Below are 18,504 nucleotides of genomic sequence, written 5' to 3' on the forward strand. Positions count from 1 at the left end.
ACATGTCATTTGCATTTATTTTTCCAGGTCAGGGCTCACAGAGTATCGGTATGTTGGCCGAACTGGCGACAAGCTTCCCTGTTGTAGAAGAAACCTTTGCCGAGGCATCGAAAGCACTCGGTTATGATTTATGGAAGCTTGTTCAAGAAGGCCCGGAGGAAGAGTTGAACAGTACCGACCGTACCCAGCCCGCCATGTTGACCGCCGGTGTGGCCTGTTGGCGTGTATGGCAACAGCAGGGTGGAGCGATGCCTGCCATGTTGGCCGGCCACAGCCTGGGTGAATACACCGCGCTGGTCTGTGCCGGTGCCCTGTCGCTGGCCGATGCCGTTACCTTAGTTGCTGATCGTGGCCGCTTCATGCAGGCTGCGGTGCCGGAGGGTGAGGGTGCCATGGCCGCGATCCTCGGGCTTGCCGACGAAGACGTGATCGCCGTCTGTGAAGCCGCTGCACAAGGTGATGTGTTATCGGCCGTGAACTTTAATTCACCGGGTCAGGTGGTGATCGCCGGTAGTGCGGCGGCGGTAGAACGTGCTGCACCGCTGGCCAAGGAACGCGGTGCCAAACGTGCCGTGATCCTGCCTGTGAGCGTACCATCACATTGTGCGCTGATGGCGCCTGCGGCAGTGAAACTGGCCGAACGTTTACGTACTATCGACTTTACCAGCCCATCCATCCCGGTCATCAATAACGCCGATGTTGATGCCCCAAGCGCGACGGATGCGATTTGCGCCGCGCTGGTCAAACAACTGGATCACCCGGTGCGTTGGGTCGAAACGATTAACAAGATGTCAGCCGAGGGTATTGATACCGTGATCGAGTGTGGTCCGGGCAAAGTGCTTACCGGTTTGAATAAACGTATTAATAAAGCCATGCAGGCATTGCCCGTGTTTGATGCTGAGTCATTAAACGCGGCTATCGATGCCACTAAATAAACAATAAGGGAGCAGATTATGTCTCTACAAGGTGAAATTGCACTCGTCACCGGTGCCAGTCGGGGTATCGGCATGAGTATCGTCCGCGACCTCGGTGCGCAGGGGGCGACCGTGATCGGCACCGCCACCTCTGAAAAGGGTGCGCAAGCGATTTCTGATTACCTGGCCGAGGCCGGTATAGCCGGTTCGGGTATGGCGCTGAATGTGACCGATGCGGATTCGGTTGATGCTACCCTGAAGGCGATTACTGATCAGTATGGTGTTGTATCTATTCTTGTGAATAATGCCGGCATTACCCGTGACAACCTGCTCATGCGCATGAAAGACGATGAGTGGAATGACATTATCAACACCAACCTGACCTCGATTTACCGCCTCTCCAAGGCCGTACTGCGACCGATGATGAAGGCACGTAAGGGCCGCATTATCAGTATCGCCTCGGTGGTCGGGATCAGCGGTAATGCCGGGCAGACCAACTATGCGGCCGCCAAGGCCGGTGTGATCGGTTTTTCCAAGTCACTGGCCCGTGAGGTCGGTAGTCGTGGCATTACCGTTAACGTCGTTGCACCCGGTTTTATCGATACCGATATGACCCGCGAACTGCCGGACGAGGTTAAAAACAGCCTGTTGAAGTCGATTCCGCTCGAACGCCTCGGCCAGCCGGAGGAGATCGCCGCCGCGGTCGGCTTCCTCGCCTCACCCCTGGCCTCTTACATTACTGGTGAAACCATTAATGTAAATGGCGGCATGGTCATGGATTAAGCGATTTTAGGCCTAAAAACTGTATATTTATCATAAAACTAGCAATTCTGGAATCTGTGTCGGGTTTTCACTACAATACGCACGCGGCACAGCAAAGCCAGATAATTTTAGAGGATTAGAGACTCATGAGTACTATCGAAGAACGCGTAAAGAAGATTGTTGTAGAACAGCTTGGCGTTAAGGAAGAAGAAGTAACAAAAGAAGCATCGTTCGTTGATGATCTGGGCGCAGATTCACTCGATACCGTAGAGCTGGTTATGGCTCTCGAGGAAGAGTTCGAAACCGAAATTCCTGATGAAGATGCCGAAAAGATCACTACAGTCCAGCAGGCCGTCGACTACGTCAACGCCAACCAGGGCTGATCGAAGCACTCATTAAGGTGTTCATGGCCGCTTCCATGGTATGTGGAAGGCGGCCTTTCCTTTTTCTGCCCTCGCAGAAACTGACAGGAGCAAACGCGTGACTAGACGTGTTGTTGTGACTGGCCTCGGTATTGTTTCGCCAGTTGGACTAAATATTAAAAATTCATGGGATAACATTCTTGCCGGCAAGAGTGGTATCACCCCGATCACCCATTTTGATGCCTCGGCCTTTGCCACGCAGTTCAGTGGTTCGGTGAAAGAGTTTGATGTCACCGAATACATGTCGGCCAAGGAAGCCCGCAAGATGGATACCTTTATCCATTACGGTATTGCCGCCGGCACTCAGGCCCTGAAAGACTCCGGCCTCGAAGTCACTGAAGAGAACGCTCATCGTATCGGTGTTTCGATAGGCTCGGGTATCGGTGGTCTGGCGGGTATCGAAAAGGGCCATGACGCCTATCTGAAGGGTGGGCCTCGAAAGATTTCGCCTTTCTTTGTTCCCAGTAACATCATTAACATGATCTCGGGTAACTTCTCGATCATGCATGGTCTGAAGGGTCCGAACATCGCGATTGTTACCGCCTGCACCACGGGCACACACAGTGTTGGTGATGCCGGTCGTATGATCGCGCACGGTGATGCCGATGTTATGGTTGCCGGTGGTGCCGAAATGGCCACCTCGCCAATGGGGCTGGGCGGTTTTTGTTCCGCGCGCGCACTCTCATCACGCAATGACAGTCCAGAAACCGCCAGCCGTCCTTGGGACAAGGACCGTGACGGTTTTGTTCTCGGTGATGGTGCCGGTGTGCTGGTGTTGGAGGAATACGAACACGCCAGGGCACGTGGCGCGAAGATTTATGCCGAGTTAACCGGTTTTGGTATGAGTGGTGATGCCTATCACATGACCTCACCCTCCGAAGGTGGTGAAGGTGCCATGCGCTGTATGCAAAACGCCATGAATGATGCCGGTATCAATGCCGATGCAGTCGACTACATTAATGCTCACGGCACCTCGACACCGGCCGGTGATGTCGCCGAGACCATGGCGATGAAAGGGGCCTTCGGCGGGCACGCCAGTAAACTGGCGGTCAGTTCCACCAAGTCCATGACCGGCCATTTGCTCGGTGCCGCGGGGGGCATCGAGGCGGTCTTTACCTGTCTGGCCATTCGTGATCAGGTGGCACCACCGACCATAAACATCTTTAACCAGGACCCGGAGTGTGATCTTGACTATGTGCCGGACACGGCGCGTGAGATGAAGATTGATGTTGCCATGTCCAACTCGTTTGGTTTTGGCGGCACCAATGGCACGGTCATCTTCCGCAGGCTCGATTAAGACTGACATCGCTGGTTGCGCTCCGGCAGCGATGCAATCCATGAATACCCACAACCGGGAATCCTCTGCAAGCGTCACTTTTATTGAACCTGTGGAGGGTTTCCCGGACTTGCTGGCCCTGCACGAGGCCAATCCACAGCGTTATCCCTATCTGCTGGAAAGTGTCGCCCACGGTAACCCGCAGGCACGCTATGACATCCTGTTTGCCTTTCCCGGTGAGTCGCTGGTGCTGGATGCCGACATGCACCTGCATGCCGACACACGCCGGCCTGAGGGTAATGACTTTCTGTCTAATCTCGATGCCTGGTGGCGGGAGGAACAACAACCCTCAAGCCTTGACCAGGAACTGCCGTTTCGCGGCGGCTGGTTTATCTTTCTGGCCTATGAACTGGCAGGGCAGATTGAACCGGTACTGGATTTGCCGCGTGCTGAAAAACTTCTACCGACAGCCCTGGCAACACGTATTCCACTTGCCCTGGTTCGTGACCATGTCACGGAACGTTGCTGGCTGGTCGGCGAAAATGTCCAGCATGAAAAGGCTGCATTGGTGCATGCTGATCTTGATGGCCTGGTACCGCCGGCGACGAGTACAACGCCAGTAGAGTGCAGACTTGAGGAGGAAGCTGGCGATACCTATATCGAGGCTGTTGAAAAAATTCGCCGTTATATTGTTGATGGCGATGTCTTCCAGGTTAACCTGTCGAGAAAGTGGCAGGGTGAGATTGATGAAGGCTTCAGCGATGCCAACCTGTATCGCGCTCTTCGCAGAAATAACCCGGCACCGTTTGCCGGTCTGATGCATTTCAACGGCAGTAGTGTGATCAGCTCTTCGCCAGAGCGGCTGGTCCAGGTGCATCGTCGCCATGTCGAGACACGACCCATTGCCGGTACCCGGCCACGCGGTGAGGCCATGGCTACCGACCGCGCACTCTCTGAGGAGCTACTGGCCCATCCCAAGGAACGTGCCGAACATATTATGCTTATCGACCTGGAACGTAATGACCTTGGCCGGGTTTGTGAACCGGGTTCGGTTGAGGTGAATGAGCTCATGGTGCTGGAATCGTATGCCCATGTGCATCACATTGTCTCCAATGTACGGGGCGAACTGCGTGAAGCTGTGACGCCGGGCCAAGTCATCGCCGCCACCTTCCCGGGTGGCACTATCACCGGTTGCCCCAAGGTACGCTGCATGGCGATCATCGCCGAGCTCGAACACAGCCCGCGAGAGGCTTATACTGGTTCTATGGGTTATCTGAATCTCGATGGTGATATGGACCTGAATATCCTGATCCGCACGATGATACGCCGCGGTAAGCAGATCAGCCTGCGCGCCGGTGCGGGCATTGTCGCCGACTCTGTTCCACATGCCGAGTTGCAGGAAACCCGTGCCAAGGCGCGTGGCCTGTTACGGGCACTGGGTTTGGGGGAGTCCTGAGATGATGCTGATTAACGGTGTTGCCACCCATACGCTGCCGGCCACGGACCGGGCCGTGCAGTATGGTGACGGTGTGTTTGAAACCATCGCCGTCTTTCGTGGTGAGCCCCGTGCCTGGCATCGCCACATGCGGCGACTGTTTGTCGGTTGTGCCAAACTGGGTATTCCTCAGCCGGATACCGAGCAGCTCAGGGCCGAGGTCAGCCGGTTATATAAAGCCTCGGGCGAGGGTCAGGAACGTGGGGTCTTGAAGATCATCATCAGTCGGGGGAGTGATGGGCGTGGCTATCGACCACCGTCTAGCCCCTCACCGACACGCATCCTCGCGCTGTACCCGTGGCCGACGCATACCTCTGAGTGGTACAAGCTCGGCATCCGCCTGCATGTTTGTGAAACGCCGCTGTCCTGCAATCCTGCCCTGGCGGGGATTAAACATCTTAACCGTCTGGAAAATATCCTTGCCGCGAGTGAATGGCAGGAGCAGGGTATTGCCGAAGGCCTGATGTGTGATATGCAGGGCAAGGCTATTGAAGGTACCATGACGAATATCTTTGCCGTCTTTGATAACAGTCTGCATACCCCTGATCTGCGTCACTGTGGTGTTGCCGGTACGATGCGTGCCCGCGTTATCGAGGCGGCGGTTGAGCTGGGTGTTAAGGTCAGTGAGCGCAGCATCAACATGGAAGAACTGTTTACGGCCAATGAATTATTTGTGTGTAACAGTATTTTAAATATTGTCGGTGTCCGGCAGCTGGCGAATCACCCGTATGTGGCCCCTGGCGAGATGACACGCCGCCTGGCTGCGGTAACGCGAGACAGGGAATAAAGGACGGTTACGTGCAAGCACTGCTGCGAAAGGGTATTGGTCTATCGATTATTATTGTCAGTTTTTTACTGGGCTGGCAGTTATGGGAATACGACCTTTTTAAGAAGCGGCCACTCACGGTCCCGGAACAGGGGCAGCGTATCAACATTCGTCCCGGCACACCCTTCAAGCTCGTCACGCGTTCCCTGGCGGATAACGGCATCATTAAAAAACCATACCTGCTTGAGTGGAGCGCACGCCTTCAGGGTAAGGCAGCGAAGATCCAGGCCGGTGAATACCAGATTGCCCACGGCATGTTGCCCGGAGAGTTTCTCGACATGCTGGTGGCTGGCAAGGTGGTGCAATACAGCTTTACCCTGGTTGAGGGCTGGAATGTTCGCCAGCTGCTGGCGGCGCTAAAGCAGAACCCGGATATCAGTCAGACCCTGATGAGCCCGGATGCCGGACAACTCATGCACGAGCTCGGGCTGGACAAGGCGCATGCCGAAGGCTGGTTTTTCCCTGACACCTATCACTTCGTGCGTGACACGACTGACAAGGCCCTGTTACAACGTGCCTATGCCACCATGCAAAAGCAGCTCGATGAGCAGTGGCAACAACGTGCACCCGGTTTGCCGTATAGCAGTCCTTATGAGGCACTGATCATGGCCTCGATTATCGAGAAGGAAACCGGTGTTGTTGAAGAACGACAACAGATCGCGGGGGTGTTCGTGCGGCGGTTGCAAAAGGGTATGCGCCTGCAGACCGACCCGACGGTGATTTATGGTATCGGCGAGACGTATGATGGCAATATCCGTCGTAAGGACCTGACTACCGACACGCCCTATAACACCTATACCCGTGGCGGGCTGCCTCCCACACCGATTGCGATGCCGGGCCTGGCGGCTATCCATGCCGCCCTGCACCCGGCACAAGGCGATAGTTTATATTTTGTTGCCAGTGGCGGCGGGGCACATGTGTTTTCTGCTACGCTGGAGCAGCACAACGAGGCCGTTATCAAATACCAGTTAAAGGGTAAACGACGTGCATTCTCATCCCATCCTGAGGGCAAGAACAACAAGGGCAAGCCATGAAGGGGCGTTTCATTACGATCGAAGGCACTGAGGGTGTTGGCAAGACGACCAATATCGAGTTTATTCATTCCCTTCTCAAGGAGGCCGGCCGCGAGGTCGTGCTGACGCGCGAGCCGGGGGGCACGCCCATCGGTGAAGAGGTGCGTGAATTATTACTCGGTCACAAGCACGATGGCATGAGTGATGATACCGAGCTGCTGCTCATGTTTGCGGCCCGTGCCGAACACCTCGACAAGGTCATACGCCCGGCACTGGAAGCGGGCAAGGATGTGCTCTGTGATCGTTTTACCGATGCCACCTATGCCTATCAGGGTGGGGGGCGCGGGATTGCGCTGGAACACATCGCCGTACTGGAAAACTGGGTGCAGGGTGAACTGCGTCCGGACCTGACCTTGTTACTGGATGTGCCGGTGGCCATCGGCCTGCAACGTGCCGGCCAGCGCAGTGCGCCTGACCGCTTTGAGAAAGAAAAACATGAATTCTTCGAGCGGGTGCGCCAGATGTATCTGCAACGCGCGAGGGCCGAGTCACAACGTTACCGTATTATTGATGCCAGCCAGCCATTGGACGCGGTGCAGGCACAAATCCACGCTGCCCTGCAGGGCGGTGTATAATTACGGTTATGGAATATTTACCCTGGCAAACAGACCCCTGGCAATCGCTGCAACAACGTCGCCGCGCCGGTCGCATGCCGCATGCCCTGCTGCTTAGCGGGCCTGCCGGGATCGGTAAGTACGCATTTGCGCAGGCGCTCGCCAGGAGCCTGTTATGCCAGTCACCGACGGAGGCGGGCAGTGCCTGTGGCCACTGCAAGGCCTGTGAGCTACTGGCGGCCGGCAGTCATCCGGACTGGATGAGTATCGTGCCGGAGGAAGAGGGTAAGGCCATCAAGGTCGATCAGGTTCGCAGCCTGGCAGAATTTACCGCACTGCATGCCCATTATAGCGGTTACAAGGTCATTATCCTGCAGCCAGCCGAGCACATGAACCACGCCGCCGCCAATAGCCTGCTCAAGACCCTCGAGGAACCAAGTGCCGATACCCTGTTATTGCTTGTCAGCGCCCAGCCTCAGCGACTGTTGGCAACGATTCGCAGCCGTTGCCAACAACTGCATTTTACTGCCCCGGCAAAGGGCGAGGCCCTGACCTGGCTGCGGTCGCAAATCGCCAATGCGGATGTCGAGCACCTGCTGGAGATGGCCTCCGGGGCCCCACTGACGGCACTGAAAATGGCCGATAGCGGCCTGGACAAGGTCTTTGACGATAGCCTCAAGAGTATCGAGTCCCTGTCAAGCCGCCAGGGCGACCCGCTGCGGGTCGCCAGTGACTGGCAAAAGCAGGACGGAATGCAAACCCTGCACTGGTTTAGTGGCTGGGTCACCGATATGATACGACTGGCCAGTAGCCCGAATCCGCCGCACCTGGACTACGGTGCCCTGAGGCAACGTTTGCAAGCACTGGCAAAACGACTAGAATTAAATGCATTACACCGGTTTCTTGAACAGTTGAATGAAGCCAGAAGGCTGCTGGCGACCAGCCAGGTCAACCCGCAGCTGCTTTTCGAAGAATTACTGGTACGCTGGTCGGCCTTGCCGAGGCGCCAGGCGTAAAAGACAATAACAAACAGGTAGAAATTCATGGCAGCACCTAAAATGCCCGGCCGACAGGGTATCCTCTCCCTGACGATCAAGGACAAGAGCGCGCTGTATGCCGCCTATATGCCTTTTATCAAGAATGGTGGTTTATTTATCCCAACCAATAAAAGTTACGCGCTGGGGGACGAAGTCTTTATGCTCCTGACCCTGATGGAAGAGACCGAGAAGATACCGGTGGCCGGCAAGATCGTCTGGATCACCCCAAAGGGCGCGCAGGGTGCGCGCGCCGCCGGCGTCGGCGTACAGTTCAGTGACCTGGATAACGGCGCGGCACGCAACAAGATTGAGACCTACCTTGCCGGCGCCTTGCAATCGGACAGGACTACGCACACGATGTAGTCCTGACGTCACAGCGAATAGACAAGGCGTGCCCGGCGAATAGCCGTACACGCCTTTTTCTTGAACGACAGGAACAACCATGACTGCTTTACTTGTTGATTCACATTGCCACATCGACCTCATGGATTATGAGAAGCTCGGTGGCGACCCGGCCCAGGCCGTGGCTGCCGCGGAGGAAAACGGCGTCGGCCACATGCTCTGTGTCGCGGTGAACCTGGAGCAGTATCCATCGATGCGTGAAACCGTTAAGGATATGCCGAACGTGTATGTCTCTGTCGGCGTGCACCCGAATGAGTCAGAGGGTAAAGACCCGAGTATCGAAGAACTGGTTGCGCTGGCCGCCGATGACAAGGTCGTGGCGATTGGAGAAACCGGGCTGGATTATTTTCGCAGTGAAGGCGACCTTGAATGGCAGCGACAGCGTTTTCGCAGGCATATTGCAGCGGCCAAACAGACCGGTAAACCATTGATCATCCATAGCCGTGAGGCACGTGAGGACACCATTAAGGTGTTGCGTGAAGAACATGCTGAGGAAATCGGTGGTGTGATGCATTGTTTTGCCGAAGACTGGGACATGGCACAGCAGGCGATGGCGTTGGGATTTTATATTTCCTTTTCGGGGATTGTGACCTTCAAGAGTGCCACGACCCTGCAGGATGTGGCGAGACGTGTGCCACTGGACCGCATGCTGGTGGAAACCGATTCACCCTGGCTGGCACCGGTGCCCTATCGTGGCAAGACCAACCAGCCGGCCTATGTTAAACATGTCGCCGAATTTATCGCCGAACTGCGCGGCGACAGTTACCAGACGATCGCGGCGGCCAGTACAGAAAATTTCTTCCGCCTGTTTAACAGCGCACACGCCGTCACTTAGTCGGCATTTTCCTTATGGCGGTGGTCACGGACAAACTCGATGGCATCCTCAACGGCTTTTGTAATATCTTTAGCCATGTTTTCACGTTCCTCTGAAGACATGTAAAAGGCCATATCGACCTGGTGACGAATGTAGCGGGCCGGCAGGTTATTCAGGGCCACGCAGGCCACATCGGCGAGGTAATCCAGGTCATCGCCATGGATTGGCCCCAATGTAGCCAGGATCCGGTCGTAGACGGGCTTTTCGTAATAATTGCTGATGGCTTCAAATGTCATATAGGCTCCTTATCTGATACAGGTATCGGACAGTGGAGGAAAATATTGAGTCCGGCTGCCTGATTATTTCCTTTAATGACCTTCATAGAGCTGTTCAATATCGGCGGCATGGTACTCAAGGATCCGGTTACGGCGTAATTTGAGTGTGGGTGTCATCATGCCATTGTCTATATTCCAGTCCTGCAGGGACAGGAGCACACGCCGAATCTGGGCATAACCCGGAAACTCATGCAGGTCTTTGCCAATACGCTCGAGTAACAGCTGCTGTAAACGCTCGTCATGCAATGACTCGTCACTCTCGGTATTCGTGACCAGGCGCGAGGCAAAGCGTCGCCACTGGTCTTTATTCAACACGAGTAGTGCAACCAGATAGGGCCGCCCTTCACCAACGACCACTGCCTGGTCGATTAAATTATCATCGACGAGTGCCGCCTCCATATCCACGGGGGGGACCTTCTCGCCATTGGCGAGTACCAGGATCTCTTTAAGTCGGCCGGTAATATAGAGGTGGCCATTGTGTAACTCGACCTTGTCACCGGAGTGCAGCCAGCCCTTGTCATCGATGATTTCGAGTGTTGCCTCGGGGTTGTTCCAGTAACCGAGCATGATGCCGGGGCTACGGACCAGTAATTCATGGTTCTCCGCCAGTTTCAGTTCGACGTCGACCAGCGGGGTGCCAACACTGCCCGGGTCATTGTCATCCAGTTTATTGACACTGAGTACGGGGCTGGTTTCAGTGAGACCATAACCCTGTTCGATTTGCACCCCCAGGCCGATAAAAATACGAGCGATCTTCTCGGGCAGTGGCGCACCACCACAGATTGCAAAGCGCAGGCGGCCACCGAGTTTGTTGGTCACCTTGCTGGCCACCAGTTGATTCAGTAGCGGCCATGCAAGCAGGGCAGGGTGCCAGTTGGCACGGTGTTGTTTAAACTGGAAACGTTGCCAGCCAATATCAACGGTCAGTTCGAAGAGTTTTTTTGCCAGTGCCGGTTTCTCATCCAGCTGAGTGTTGAGTTTTGCGTAGATACGTTCAAAGATACGTGGCACCGAGATCAGAATTGTCGGGCGTATGGATATAAGGTCCTCGGCCAGTTCCGAGATGGAACGTGCATAGGCGACGGTTGTTCCTGCCATCATGGGAATATAATAGCCGACCGTGCGTTCAAAGGTATGTGACAGCGGTAAAAAGGACAGAAACAGGTCCTCGGTGTAGACGCTGATATGCTGCATACCCGCCCAGGCGTTCCAGAGAATATTATGATGGCTGAGCATGACCCCCTTGGGGTGGCCTGTGGTGCCCGAGGTATAAACGATGGTGGCGAGGTCATCGGCGGCGTTATCATGTTTATAGTGCATGACGCTGTCCGGCAACCAGCTGCTGGCCTCGATAAGACCTTGTTTATCATTCGGTGCTGGTGGCTCTGGCATGGGCTCGAGCATGACAACACGGAGCAGGCTTTCACAGCCGGCGAGTGCCGCATTAAGCACTGTCCATTGTTCGCGGGTCTCGATGAGTAAGAGTTTTACCGCGGCATCATTAATAATAAAGGCCGCATTGTCTGCCCGGTCGTTAGGGTAAAGGGGCACAACAACCAGACCGAGAGACAGGGCAGCCTGCTCAAACATAACCCATTCACAGCAGTTACGCATCATGATGGCGACCCTGTCACCGGGGTTGAGTGATTCAGCGGCCAGTGCAGCGCGCCAATGGAGTATGTGTTCCTCCATGCTCGCCCAACTCATATCGCGCCAGGATTCTGTGGTTGGGTCGTAATAACGGTAAGCGCACTTCTCCGGGCTGCGACGTACACGTTCACGAAACAGGCCATCCAGTGTCCGGGCCGTATCAACAGCAATGACATCATGGCTTTGTTTATATGAGCGGTTCATGCCGGTGTCAGCCATTGCGCCCAGTCGTCATCAATATGGAAACGTTCACCATGTCGTTCCTCCAGTTTACGCCATGTCTCGAGCAGGACCTGTTCATGCATGGATGCCATGTAATGCGTGGGGCCACCACGGTGTGGGGCAAAACCGGTGCCGAAGACCACGCCGGCATCGAGCAGTTCGGCATCGGTGACGATACCGTCCCGCAGGCAGTGCACGGCCTCATTGAGCAGGCTGCACATGAGGCGATCCGTCAGGTCGTCGGGGCGGGGAGAGTCCTTCGTCACGGGTTCATGGATGGCCTGGCCCTTGTGATAGCGATAAAACCCCTGACCCGACTTTTTACCGTGATGGCCACGCTCAACCTCGCTCTGTAATAGTGCAGGCACGGCAAAGCCGAGTTCTCTGGATAACTCCCCGGCTACCGACAGGCAGATATCAAGCCCGACCTGATCGGCCAGCTGAATGGGACCAACGGGCATACCAAAGTCGGTCGCGGCACGATCGATCACGCTGGCGGCAACACCTTCGTCGAGCAAGGTTACGGCCTCGAGTAAGTAGGGCATGAGGATGCGGTTGACAAGAAAGCCCGGTGCACTCTTCACAGGCAGGGGAAGTTTGTCGAGTAATACGGCAAAACGGCAGGCCCTGTCGACGACCTCGCTGTCCGTATCCGCTGCATGCACAATCTCTATGAGTGGCATCTGCGCCACCGGATTAAAAAAGTGCAGGCCGACGAGACGCTCCGGTTGGGCCAATACCTGGCTAATGTCTTCGAGGGGAAGACTCGAGGTATTCGTTGCCAGCAGACAGTCTTGACTGGCATGTTCTTCAAGTTGCTTGAACAAGGTCTGTTTGGCCTGGAGGTCCTCGATGATTGCCTCGATAATGATGTCGGCATGGGCGATACCGGCACCACTGACATCGGGGATCAGTCTGTCCATGGCCGCACGGATGTCACGGGGTTGTTTGAGTTTTTTCCTGAACAGGCTATGCGCACGTCCTACTGCCGAGGCAAGTGCCTGCGTACGTGTATCCTGCAGACTGACCCGCATCCCACGAAGGGCACACCAGGCCGCAATATCTCCACCCATGACCCCGGCACCGACGATGTGAATGTGTCGCGTGACCCTGTCATCGGCTTTGCTCCGGGCGAATTTTTTTAATCGTTCCCGTAACAGGAACAGGCGCACGAGGTTTTGTGCGGTATCGCCGATGACCAGTTCGGCATCTGAACGTGCCTCGGCCTGGAGCATGGACTTTTCGTTATTGCCATGGCGTCGCCACAGGTCAACCAGGGCATAGGGGGCCGGGTAATGTTCGCGTCTGACCTTTTTGGCCAGTGCATGATCAAAATACCGGCTGAGGGCATAACGACAGGGCGTCGGCCTGAGCAAGGCATCCCACCATGGTGGGTGATGATGTGGGGGACGTGTGCGCAGATAACGTCGTGCCGCCGTGTGCAGGTGTCGTTCGGCAACCCGTTCATCGGCGATACCCATCTTTACGGCCGTATAGGCGGAGACCAACCGTCCGCTCAGCATCAGCGGCATGGCGGCAAGCACTCCGATGCGTTTAATCAGGCGTACCGTGCCGCCAAAGCCGGGGTGTATCCCCAGTTTTACCTCCGGCAGACCCAGGCGGGTGGCAGGCTGGTCGGATACAAGGCGGTAGTCACAGGCGAGAGCGAGTTCCAGACCACCACCCAGGCAGTGACCGTGGATAAGGGCAAGGGTTGGGCAACGGAGTTTTTCCAATTTGGCAAATAACTTGTGTGTGCGTTGAATGAAGTGCCTTGCCTTCTCTTGATCCCGCAGACCTGAAAAATATTTCACGTCTGCCCCGGCGATAAATCCCGCGGCCTTGCCCGAAGTGATGATCAGGCCCGTGGGTTTGTCTTTAGCGATTGTGTCGAGACACTTGTCCAGTTCGTTGAAGGAATCCTCGTTGAGGACATTGACTGAAGCGCCTGTCGTATCGGCATGTAGCCAGCTAATACCCTCGTCGTCAGTTGTCAGGTGCCAGTGATGGTTTTTCATGCGGCCTCCCCTGGAACGCGTTCGATCAGCATGGCACCGCCTTGTCCACCACCAATACACAGGCTGGCCATGCCACGCTGCGCACCGGTACGTTTAAGGGTCTTGGCCAGGTGCAGGACGATGCGTGCGCCGCTCGCACCAACCGGATGGCCGAGACTGATACCACCGCCATCGATGTTAAGTTTTTGCGTATCGATTTCACCCATGGCCGTGCGCGAGTGCAGGTGCTCACGGCAATACTTTGCATCACGCCAGGCCGCGAGACAGGCCAGCACCTGGGCGGCAAAGGCCTCGTTGATCTCCCAGTAATCGATCTCGTCCAGACTTAACTTGTGGCGTTTCAGCAGCGGGGTCATGGCATGTACCGGCCCCAGTCCCATTTGTGCCGGGTCCAGTCCCGCCCACTCGCTATCGATAATGCGTGCCAGCACGGGTAAGGCATGTTTCTCAATGGCCTTTTCCGAGGCCAGTAGCAGCATGGCGGCTCCATCGGTGATCTGTGCGCTATTGCCTGGGGTCACCTTGCCATCGAGCCGATCAAAGGCGGGCCTGAGCCGGGCCAGTTGCGACATATCGCCCTCCCTGCGCAGGCCCTCATCCGTCTCGAACAGACGACCGTCATCGGCAAACAACGAGACGATCTCATCCAGGTATTGTTCATCCTCGGCGTGCGCCAGGCGTTCATGACTACGCAGTGCATAGGCATCCATTTCCTCGCGGCTGATGGCAAAACGATGCGCGAGGACCTCGGCGGTTTGCCCCATTGATAATCCAACCACGGGGTCGGTCAGGCCACGCAACAGGCCAATAATCGGACTGAACATCGCCGGCCGCAATCGGCCTACGGCCTGCAGTCGGGCACCGACCGACCTGGCACGCAGCCACATCGACAGCCACTCGACCATCCTGTGGTTAAACAGGACCGGCGCATGACTCATGGCCTCGGTACCCCCGACCAGCACCAGCTCGGCACGGCCCGAGGCGATATCGTGGGCTGCACTGTCTATGGCCTGCAGGCCGGAGGCGCAGTTACGCTGCACCGTCCAGGCCGGCGTTTGCTCACCGAGACCACAGCGCAGGGCGACGACACGGGCGATATTGGCCTCGTCGGCACCGGGCATGACACAGCCGAGGATGACTTCATCAATGAGGCCGTCATTTGCTAACTGCCTTAATAACAGCGGACGTGCCGCCGCCACGGCCAGGTCCGAGGCGCTGAAGGGCCCGGGTTTACCCTGTGCCTTCAGAAAGGGGCTGCGACTGCCGTCAACGAGGTAGACCGGTCTTGCGAAGCTTGTGCGTTTTTTCATTATTATTTCTCCTTGCCAGCACATCATTATCAAAGTCATCAACGGCGATCACCCGCAGGCGGGCCTCTTCTGCCTCATCTAAAATCTGTCGTTCCGTATCCGAGAGCAGGCCGCGGTGACTGGCCTCGGTGATCAGCACTGCCATGGCCGATGCCGGCAGGAGGCCTTTTTTCACGTGATCGCGAAGTCCTTGTTCGATTTTTTCGGCATTAACCATCTTTTGTAATGCATCCTCGACCGCACCGAGGGTCTCATCAATGCGGGTCGGTATGTATATACCAGCCGTCAACTGGTCGCGGGACGCACCGGGTTCGAAGATGAGGTTCGAGACGACACCTGTATCATGATCATTCGGCAGACCTTGACGCGCACCGAAGGGAAAACACAGGCGGCGCACGATACTGGAGAGCAACCTGTTGGGAAGATTATTCAGCACGGCCAGAAGGGACTGCTCACAGGTATATAACTGTTCATCAAGCAGCCAGTCGACAAGTGGTCGCTGATGTGGCGGGTGACCATCATCATGAAACTGTTTCAGGGTTGCCGACACCAGGTAAAGACTGCCAAGCGCATCGGCAAGGCGGCCGCTCATGGCCTCCTTACGCTTGAGGGCGGGGCCGAGTGACAACACGGCAAGGTCAGACACGAGTGCGAAGGCCGCACTCATGCGGTCGACACGGTGCAGATAAGCCTGTAATGGCTTTGGCCGCGTTGAGGGCAGGGCATGGGCAAGACCGAACGCCAGTAAAGGGGCGCGGACAAGTTTACTTAAGGTATGGCCAATAACGGCAAACAGTGCCTGATCGAATTGCGCCAGTTTGGCCGTGGTGGCCGCGCTGATAAGTCGGTACAACCACGGGTGACAACGCAGGGCACCCTGTCCGTATATGATCAAGGAACGGGTCAGGATGTTTGCACCCTCAACCGTAATGCTAATGGGTATGGCCTGATAAGCACGGCCAAGCAGGTTGTGTGGGCCGAGACAGATACCATTGCCACCATGGATATCCATTGCATCATTAATAATACGACGCATGTATTCTGTATGCTGGTACTTGACGATGGCAGAGATCACGGAGGGTTGTTCGCCAAGGTCAACCGCCGTGGCAGTCAGCCGCCTTGCGGCATCGAGCATATAGGTGTGGGCGGCAATCCGCGCCAGTGGTGCCTGGATGCCTTCAAAACGACCAATAGGCACCTTGAACTGCCGACGTATATGGCTATAGGCTCCGCTCAGACGCGAGGCGAGCTTTGCCGCCCCGGTAGCGAGTGCCGGCAAAGAGATTGAACGACCGGCGGCCAGGCAATCCATGAGCATATGCCAGCCCTGGCCGACATAGTCACGTTCGCCGATGACCTGCTCGAGCGGGATAAAGACATCCTGCCCACGGTTCGGTCCGTTCTGGAAGGCGATGTCGAGTGGCCAATGCCGTTGACCGATCTCCACACCCGCTGTATCGGTGTTAATCAGTGCCAGGGTAATGCCCAGGTCCTCTTCTTCGCCGAGCAGATGCTCCGGGTCATAAAGGCGAAAGGCCAGGCCGAGCAGGGTGGCAACAGGCCCCAGGGTGATATAACGTTTTTCCCAGTTGAGGCGGATGCCAAGCACATCCTTGCCATGCTGTTTGCCATAACAGACTTCGCCACTGGAGGTCAGGCTGGCGGCATCACTGCCTGCCGTCGGCTCAGTGAGGGCAAAGCACGGGATCTCCTTGCCGCCAGCGAGGCGGGGCAGGTAATGTTGACGTTGTCTCTCCGTGCCGTAGCGCAACAGCAATTCTGCCGGGCCAAGTGAGTTGGGTACCATGACGGTTACCGCAGCGGTGACACTACGGCTGGCGATCTTCATGACGATGTTGGAATGGGCCAGGGCTGAAAATTCCTTGCCACCGTAGAGTTTTGGAATAATGAGTCCAAAGAAGCCCTCGTCTCGGATATAGCGCCACACCTCCGGCGGCAAGTCGCCATCTTCGTGGGTAATAGTCCAGTCATCGAGCATCTCGCAGAGTGTTTCAACCGGGCCATTGATAAAGGCCTGTTCTTCCTCGCTCAGAGAGGTTATCGCTGTTTCCAGCAAGCTGTTCCAGTTGGGCATGCCATTAAACAACTCCGCATCCCACCAGACCGTACCCGCTTCCAGGGCGTCACGTTCTGTTTGTGAAATAGCCGGGGTGATCCTGGCCATGGCCGTCATGGCATAACGGCTAATGAGCTGTCGCCTTATTGGTGGGAAGAGGAGCACGGTAATGACGAGCAGACTGATGAACACCATAACGGCGGCGGGCGTAATACGCATATCGGTACTGTAAAAATAGATGCCCGCTACCAGCAAGACAGCCGCTATACCTAACCAGGATAATTGACGCCGGTACAGGCTTACCATGACAATGGCGGCAAGCACCAGCCAGTACAGCAGGGCACTCATGGCAGGCTCTCCCCAGTCTGCTGGCGAAGCGCCCTGATACGATGTTTCATCAGACGAAGAGAATGACGTGTCTTTGCCGCGATATCGGCTAAAGACGCCGGTGTATGTTGTTTGTTTATCTCTGCAGGTATATAGCCATTGGGTATAAAACAATCCCCGGGGGCATTACAGACAACACCGTCATCATGCCAGGGCAGTTGTTCATAGATAGTGCCACTTTCCAGATTGATGTACGGGTATTTGATAATGTCAAAATACGGCGAGTAATCAAAATCGCGCGGGGTGAAGCGTCTTGGATTACGCTGATAAATTTTTGTTTTGCCCCCTTCCTCGTGGGCAATAACCGGCAAGATGGGAAAATACACCGACATAAAGGCCTGCGCCAACATCGTCGAGCAGACGGTATGCGTGGGCATACCGGCATTGTGGTCAAACAATGACGAACGCCAGCGACGCGGCAAGATGCCATAAGGGAACAGAAAACGGGCCAGGTCGAGTAACTGCCGCACATCATAGCCTGCGCCGAGACTATCAATGGCATAGTTACTGACTTGCTGTGCGTGCTTGGGGGTGAGCCCGCGGGGCCGGCAGATACGCGCATGGTCTTCACGATATTGCCGCAAGGTACTGACAATCGTGCCCTTGCCCAGTATCGCTTCAATGATAAGTTGTTCATCAGGGCGGGCATCACAATGCTGGAGGATGGCCTCGCGCCGTGCCGGGTCCGCGATGTTATGCAGACGGCCGACATACAGGGCAGCGTGTGACCAGGGGCTTTGCGTAATGATCTTGATGACCTCGCTGACGCGACTGCGGCCTTCAATCAGGATGACATCGCCGGGTCGAATTTCGTAACTGAGGCGATCAAAATCACACAGCGGACTGCCGCTGGCAGGGGAGTCTTGAACCAGCCAGTCAGATATCTGTTTGCCCATCCAGCTTCGCAGACCCATTGCAGGCCTCCTTGTA

At 56.0% G+C, this 18,504-nt stretch carries 17 protein-coding genes; 11 read left to right on the plus strand and 6 right to left on the minus strand.

Translation table 11 applies throughout. The features are described from left to right. Positions 1-2: 2 nt before the first annotated feature. The 11 genes from fabD to EL386_RS07495 all read left to right on the plus strand — a co-directional run bounded on the left by fabD (position 3) and on the right by EL386_RS07495 (position 9,596). Positions 3-935 (plus strand): ACP S-malonyltransferase, encoded by a 933-nt coding sequence (fabD, locus tag EL386_RS07445; protein WP_126454908.1) that lies wholly within the window; start codon positions 3-5, stop codon positions 933-935. 18 nt (positions 936-953) lie between these two features. Beyond that, positions 954-1,697 (plus strand): 3-oxoacyl-ACP reductase FabG, encoded by a 744-nt coding sequence (fabG, locus tag EL386_RS07450; protein ID WP_172597656.1) that lies wholly within the window; start codon positions 954-956, stop codon positions 1,695-1,697. Positions 1,698-1,822: 125 nt separating this feature from the next. Next, a complete protein-coding gene (gene acpP / locus EL386_RS07455) occupies positions 1,823-2,059 on the plus strand; it encodes an acyl carrier protein (RefSeq protein WP_126454912.1) in 237 nt (78 codons plus the stop codon). 97 nt (positions 2,060-2,156) lie between these two features. Next, positions 2,157-3,395 carry a beta-ketoacyl-ACP synthase II gene (fabF, locus tag EL386_RS07460; RefSeq protein ID WP_232020262.1) on the plus strand — a complete coding sequence of 413 codons (1,239 nt, stop codon included), beginning with the start codon at positions 2,157-2,159 and terminating at the stop codon, positions 3,393-3,395. 40 nt (positions 3,396-3,435) lie between these two features. Beyond that, the gene (locus EL386_RS07465; protein ID WP_126457271.1) at positions 3,436-4,830 is read left to right on the plus strand and encodes an aminodeoxychorismate synthase component I; all 1,395 of its coding nucleotides are present in this window, start codon (positions 3,436-3,438) and stop codon (positions 4,828-4,830) included. A 1-nt stretch (position 4,831) separates the two neighbouring features. Then, positions 4,832-5,656 (plus strand): aminodeoxychorismate lyase, encoded by an 825-nt coding sequence (pabC, locus tag EL386_RS07470; protein ID WP_172597657.1) that lies wholly within the window; start codon positions 4,832-4,834, stop codon positions 5,654-5,656. 11 nt (positions 5,657-5,667) lie between these two features. Beyond that, on the plus strand, positions 5,668-6,729 hold the full coding sequence (gene mltG / locus EL386_RS07475) for an endolytic transglycosylase MltG (RefSeq protein ID WP_232020263.1): 1,062 nt from the start codon (positions 5,668-5,670) through the stop codon (positions 6,727-6,729). Then, positions 6,726-7,343, plus strand: a complete 618-nt coding sequence (tmk, locus tag EL386_RS07480; RefSeq protein ID WP_126454918.1) for a dTMP kinase — start codon at positions 6,726-6,728, stop codon at positions 7,341-7,343. Before mltG ends, tmk begins: the two co-directional genes overlap by 4 nt. 8 nt (positions 7,344-7,351) lie before the next feature. After that, positions 7,352-8,338, plus strand: coding sequence for a DNA polymerase III subunit delta' (locus EL386_RS07485; RefSeq protein ID WP_126454920.1), 987 nt, complete (start codon positions 7,352-7,354; stop codon positions 8,336-8,338). Positions 8,339-8,365: 27 nt separating this feature from the next. Further along, complete coding sequence (locus EL386_RS07490) at positions 8,366-8,722, plus strand: PilZ domain-containing protein (protein ID WP_126454922.1); 357 nt, start codon at positions 8,366-8,368, stop codon at positions 8,720-8,722. A gap of 79 nt (positions 8,723-8,801) precedes the next feature. Continuing rightward, positions 8,802-9,596 (plus strand): TatD family hydrolase, encoded by a 795-nt coding sequence (locus EL386_RS07495; RefSeq protein ID WP_126454924.1) that lies wholly within the window; start codon positions 8,802-8,804, stop codon positions 9,594-9,596. Here EL386_RS07495 and EL386_RS07500 read toward each other — a convergent pair. From EL386_RS07500 to EL386_RS07525, 6 genes are all read right to left on the minus strand, one after another. Then, on the minus strand, positions 9,593-9,871 hold the full coding sequence (locus EL386_RS07500; RefSeq protein WP_126454926.1) for a late competence development ComFB family protein: 279 nt from the start codon (positions 9,869-9,871) through the stop codon (positions 9,593-9,595). The two genes, EL386_RS07495 and EL386_RS07500, sit on opposite strands and share 4 nt — an antisense overlap. A 72-nt stretch (positions 9,872-9,943) precedes the next feature. Beyond that, on the minus strand, positions 9,944-11,764 hold the full coding sequence (locus EL386_RS07505; RefSeq protein WP_126454928.1) for an AMP-dependent synthetase/ligase: 1,821 nt from the start codon (positions 11,762-11,764) through the stop codon (positions 9,944-9,946). After that, positions 11,761-13,800, minus strand: a complete 2,040-nt coding sequence (locus EL386_RS07510; RefSeq protein WP_126454930.1) for a 3-hydroxyacyl-CoA dehydrogenase NAD-binding domain-containing protein — start codon at positions 13,798-13,800, stop codon at positions 11,761-11,763. The genes EL386_RS07505 and EL386_RS07510 overlap by 4 nt, the downstream gene beginning before the upstream one ends. Continuing rightward, positions 13,797-15,110 (minus strand): acetyl-CoA C-acetyltransferase, encoded by a 1,314-nt coding sequence (locus EL386_RS07515; protein ID WP_126454932.1) that lies wholly within the window; start codon positions 15,108-15,110, stop codon positions 13,797-13,799. Before EL386_RS07515 ends, EL386_RS07510 begins: the two co-directional genes overlap by 4 nt. Further along, a complete protein-coding gene (locus tag EL386_RS07520) occupies positions 15,067-17,535 on the minus strand; it encodes an acyl-CoA dehydrogenase (protein ID WP_126454934.1) in 2,469 nt (822 codons plus the stop codon). Before EL386_RS07520 ends, EL386_RS07515 begins: the two co-directional genes overlap by 44 nt. Further along, the gene (locus tag EL386_RS07525; protein WP_126454935.1) at positions 17,532-18,488 is read right to left on the minus strand and encodes a YiiX/YebB-like N1pC/P60 family cysteine hydrolase; all 957 of its coding nucleotides are present in this window, start codon (positions 18,486-18,488) and stop codon (positions 17,532-17,534) included. The genes EL386_RS07520 and EL386_RS07525 overlap by 4 nt, the downstream gene beginning before the upstream one ends. Between the last annotated feature and the right edge of the window lie 16 nt (positions 18,489-18,504).

This window comes from Sulfuriflexus mobilis (genome assembly GCF_003967195.1).
Lineage (GTDB): Bacteria > Pseudomonadota > Gammaproteobacteria > AKS1 > AKS1 > Sulfuriflexus > Sulfuriflexus mobilis.

Bases quoted from the DNA above. Each gene is read 5' to 3' on its own strand.
- EL386_RS07465 (WP_126457271.1), top strand. From the start codon at position 3,436: ATGAATACCCACAACCGGGAATCCTCTGCAAGCGTCACTTTTATTGAA.
- EL386_RS07515 (WP_126454932.1), bottom strand. From the start codon at position 15,110: ATGAAAAAACGCACAAGCTTCGCAAGACCGGTCTACCTCGTTGACGGC.
- tmk (WP_126454918.1), top strand. From the start codon at position 6,726: ATGAAGGGGCGTTTCATTACGATCGAAGGCACTGAGGGTGTTGGCAAG.
- EL386_RS07500 (WP_126454926.1), bottom strand. From the start codon at position 9,871: ATGACATTTGAAGCCATCAGCAATTATTACGAAAAGCCCGTCTACGAC.
- EL386_RS07525 (WP_126454935.1), bottom strand. From the start codon at position 18,488: ATGGGTCTGCGAAGCTGGATGGGCAAACAGATATCTGACTGGCTGGTT.
- EL386_RS07510 (WP_126454930.1), bottom strand. From the start codon at position 13,800: ATGAAAAACCATCACTGGCACCTGACAACTGACGACGAGGGTATTAGC.
- EL386_RS07485 (WP_126454920.1), top strand. From the start codon at position 7,352: ATGGAATATTTACCCTGGCAAACAGACCCCTGGCAATCGCTGCAACAA.
- EL386_RS07490 (WP_126454922.1), top strand. From the start codon at position 8,366: ATGGCAGCACCTAAAATGCCCGGCCGACAGGGTATCCTCTCCCTGACG.
- fabG (WP_172597656.1), top strand. From the start codon at position 954: ATGTCTCTACAAGGTGAAATTGCACTCGTCACCGGTGCCAGTCGGGGT.
- fabD (WP_126454908.1), top strand. From the start codon at position 3: ATGTCATTTGCATTTATTTTTCCAGGTCAGGGCTCACAGAGTATCGGT.
- acpP (WP_126454912.1), top strand. From the start codon at position 1,823: ATGAGTACTATCGAAGAACGCGTAAAGAAGATTGTTGTAGAACAGCTT.
- EL386_RS07520 (WP_126454934.1), bottom strand. From the start codon at position 17,535: ATGAGTGCCCTGCTGTACTGGCTGGTGCTTGCCGCCATTGTCATGGTA.
- pabC (WP_172597657.1), top strand. From the start codon at position 4,832: ATGATGCTGATTAACGGTGTTGCCACCCATACGCTGCCGGCCACGGAC.
- EL386_RS07495 (WP_126454924.1), top strand. From the start codon at position 8,802: ATGACTGCTTTACTTGTTGATTCACATTGCCACATCGACCTCATGGAT.
- EL386_RS07505 (WP_126454928.1), bottom strand. From the start codon at position 11,764: ATGAACCGCTCATATAAACAAAGCCATGATGTCATTGCTGTTGATACG.